Consider the following 3,584-nt stretch of genomic DNA (forward strand, 5'->3'; position numbering starts at 1 on the left):
GATCATAGGCATCGAGGGAAATCACCCCTTGGTCCCGCAGATTACGAAACCGGCGCACCCGCTCACTGGCCAATTCCGCCCCCGCCTTGGTGGAATCCAACTGGGCTTGGGCCTGGGCAATTTCTTCCGGGCTAGATCCTCCCTTGGCATTGGCTAAACGGGTTTGAGCTTGACGTAACTGGGCCTCCGCCGCCGCAATATCTTCCTGACGACTGCCCGCCTCCAACTCAGCCAATTGGGCCCTTTCCGCCGCTAAATTAGCCTGGGCTTCCAATAACTCGGTTTGGAGGACATCGTTATCGATGCGAAACAAAACCTGCCCCTGTTGTACCCGTTGCCCTTCCCTGACTAAAATTTCTTGGACCCGCCCATCAATTTCTGAATCAATTTCCATGCCCTTGGGCGCTTCCAACGTTCCCATCAACGTAGTGAAATCCCTAACTTCAGTGGGTTCTAACACCTGCCATTTCACAGGGGCTGGCGGCATTTGACCCATCATGGCTCCTCCGGGAGGGCCACCGGAACGGGACTGAAACCACCAATAACCACCGCCCCCCAGCAAAATTAAGGCCCCCACCACTAGCCAGAGTCGTTTGCCTGGTTTGGAAGCCTGGGGAATGGGCTGAAAGGACAAATTTTGTTTACCAATGCTTTGTTCCTTTTCCGATTCCGGATGAGTTTCGTGCAGTACGGGGGGCTCAGTCATGGGTAAGGGGGGACTAAATGGGCTAATCTTTAAGAAAAGTTTACACGGACGCAAAACCCCAGGGTAGCGGATCTTTCCCCCAGGGCGCTTCGTTCTTAGGGAGTATTTGGGGATTTTAAGGTTGTTCCTACTAAAAAGCCCCGGTCAACCAGAGGTTGCTTAACATTGGCTCCCTTTGTTGCTATCTAGCCTTAGTTTTTGCTTCCCTATCCCTGCCCCAGGGTTATCAGAATTATTCACCTTCCTTAATTAAGTAGTTGTTAAGCTCCATGGCCCCAGACCAAACCCCAGCAAAAGGACAATTGATTGTGCTAACGGGCCCCAGTGGTGTGGGTAAGGGGACGTTGGTACAACTACTGCTGGAGCGGCACCCCCATTGGTTTTTGTCCATTTCTGCCACCACCCGATCGCCAAGGGCTGGGGAAGAAGACGGGCAGTCCTACTATTTTTTGAGCAAGGAAGAGTTTCAAACCTGGATTGGGGAGGAAAAACTACTGGAATGGGCTGAGTATGCGGGCAACTATTACGGTACTCCCAGGCAACCGGTGGAAGCCCAGATCGCCCAGGGTAAAACTGTGTTGCTGGAGATCGAAGTGCTGGGAGCCCGGCAAATTAAACAAACTTTTCCCTCCGCCCGACGGATTTTTATTTTGCCCCCTTCCGTGGAGGTGCTGGAGGAAAGGTTACGGGGCCGGGGTTCCGACAGTGAAACGGCGATCGCCAAGCGTTTAGCCCAGGCCCAGCAGGAATTGCAGGCGGCGGTGGAATTTGACCACCAACTGGTGAATGATGATTTGGACCGGGCATTGCATTGCTTAATTGATCTAATTGAGGAAGGGAACCAGCCCCGGGATTAAAATACGGCCAGTGCCACCCCAACCCTGTAAAATTGGTCTGATTTTATCGTTCAGGAGGCAGGGGGATTGGCTACTCGGGTCATCATTGTTCGCCACGGGCAGAGCACCTATAACGCAGAAAAACGCATTCAAGGTCGCAGTGATCTATCAGTGCTCACCGACAAGGGTAAGGCCGATGCCCAAAAAGTAGGGCAAACCCTAGGCTCCCTGGCGATCGACAAAATCTATTGCAGTCCCCTGCGCCGGGCCAAGGAAACCGCCCAGATCATCCAAGCCAGCTTTGCCCAACCCCCGGCATTGGTCCCCAGCGAAAATTTATTGGAGGTCAACCTGCCCCTCTGGGAAAAAATGACTAAGGAGGATGTGGCCAATCAATATCCGGTGGAATACTGTCTTTGGCATGAAGCTCCAGATCAGCTCGCCATGACAGTGGACGGGGCCGAGTATTACCCCGTTGCCGCCCTCTACGCCCAGGCTCAAAGGTTTTGGCAGGATGTGTTAGCCGATGCGGCCGGGCAAACCTTGCTGATTGTGGCCCACAATGGCATTAACCGTTGCCTGTTAATGAGTGCCATTGGCATGCCGGCTTCCCATTATCAGCGCCTACAACAGTCCAACTGCAACATTAACGTGTTGAACTTTAGCGGTGGCTGGGGCGATCCAGTGCAACTAGAGTCCCTCAACCAAACGGCCCATATGGGAGTCCCCCTCCCCCCTCCCCGTAAGGAGAATAATCGCCTGCGGTTACTGCTCATTCGCCATGGGGAAACCCAATGGAATCGGGAAGGACGTTTCCAAGGCATTCGGGATATTCCCTTGAACGAAAATGGTAAAAACCAAGCTCAAAAGGCGGCAGAGTTTCTCAAGAATATACCGATCAACCTAGGTATCAGCAGTCCCATGGCTCGGCCCAAGGAAACGGCGGAGATTATTCTGCAATATCATCCCGCTGTCACCCTGGATTTACAACCGGAATTGACAGAAATTTGCCACGGGTTATGGGAAGGGAAACTAGAAACAGAAATTGAAGCGGAATACCCTGGTTTACTGCAACAGTGGAAGGATGCCCCCGCCACGGTGCAAATGCCAGAAGGGGAAAATTTACAACAAGTTTGGGACCGGGCGATCGCCTGTTGGCAGGAACGGGTCAAATTCTATAGCCAGGGGGATGGCTCCACGGTGGGAATTGTGGTGGCCCACGATGCCATTAACAAGGTGATTTTGGCCTATTTATTGGGGTTATCCCCAGCCCATTTTTGGCAGATTAAACAGGGCAATGGCGGGGTGAGCGTCATTGATTATCCCCAGGGTTTGGATAAACCCCCGGTTATTCAAGCCATTAACTTAATGGGCCATTTGGGGACAGTGTTGGATCAGACCGCCGCCGGGGCCCTATAGACCTGTTGAACGGGCAGGTGATGCTCCCATTAGTTCCCTAACTACTTTTTGCCATGACTCACTTCGGCCTACTCTGTCCAGCAACAACGGGGCACCTCAACACCATGTTGCCCTTAGGCAAGGAGTTGCAACAGCGGGGTCACACCGTGACCATGTTTGGGGTGTTGGATGCCCAGGCTAAAACCCTAGCGGCCGGTCTGGATTTTCAGGCGATCGCCGTAGAGGAATTTCCCTTGGGTGCCCAAATAGAGTTTATGGCCCGGTTGGGGAAACTCAGTGGGCTGAAGGCGTTGCAATGCACTGTGGCCATGATCACAAAAAAAACAGAAGCCTTTTTTAAGGAAGCCCCTGGGGTGATAACCAAGGCTGGTGTGGAAGTTCTATTGGTCGATCAAGTTTCCCAGGAAGGGGGCACCATTGCCGATCACCTTGGTATTCCTTTTGTCACAATCTGTAGTGCTGTGGCGCTTAATCGTGAGCCCACTATCCCCCCCTGTGCCACCCCTTGGCCATACGCTCCTAATTGGTTGGGGCAACTGCGGAATCGCCTTGGCTATGCACTTTTAGAACGGGCTACCAAACCAATTACGGAATTGATTAATGATTATCGTCATCACTGGAAT

The 3,584-nt window shown here is 52.7% G+C and carries 3 protein-coding genes and 1 pseudogene; 3 read left to right on the top strand and 1 reads right to left on the bottom strand.

Annotated elements, in window-relative coordinates:
- A partial coding sequence (locus IQ219_RS18035; RefSeq protein WP_194073521.1) for an efflux RND transporter periplasmic adaptor subunit occupies positions 1-706 on the bottom strand: 706 nt, incomplete at its 3' end.
- Between the two features lie 269 nt (positions 707-975).
- Between IQ219_RS18035 and gmk the strand changes: the two genes are divergently transcribed.
- From gmk to IQ219_RS18050, 3 genes and pseudogenes are all read left to right on the top strand, one after another.
- Positions 976-1,563: a guanylate kinase gene (gene gmk, locus IQ219_RS18040; RefSeq protein WP_194073522.1), complete on the top strand. Its 588-nt coding sequence runs from the start codon at positions 976-978 to the stop codon at positions 1,561-1,563.
- Between the two features lie 66 nt (positions 1,564-1,629).
- On the top strand, positions 1,630-2,961 hold the full coding sequence (locus IQ219_RS18045; protein ID WP_194018896.1) for a histidine phosphatase family protein: 1,332 nt from the start codon (positions 1,630-1,632) through the stop codon (positions 2,959-2,961).
- Positions 2,962-3,014: 53 nt separating this feature from the next.
- Positions 3,015-3,584: pseudogene (locus IQ219_RS18050) on the top strand (glycosyl transferase family 1); the annotation flags it as partial.

It is taken from the genome of Synechocystis sp. LEGE 06083, assembly GCF_015207725.1.
Taxonomy (GTDB): Bacteria; Cyanobacteriota; Cyanobacteriia; order Cyanobacteriales; family Microcystaceae; genus Synechocystis; species Synechocystis salina.

Coding starts and splice junctions, on each gene's coding strand:
- gmk (WP_194073522.1), top strand. CDS start 976: ATGGCCCCAGACCAAACCCCAGCAAAAGGACAATTGATTGTGCTAACG.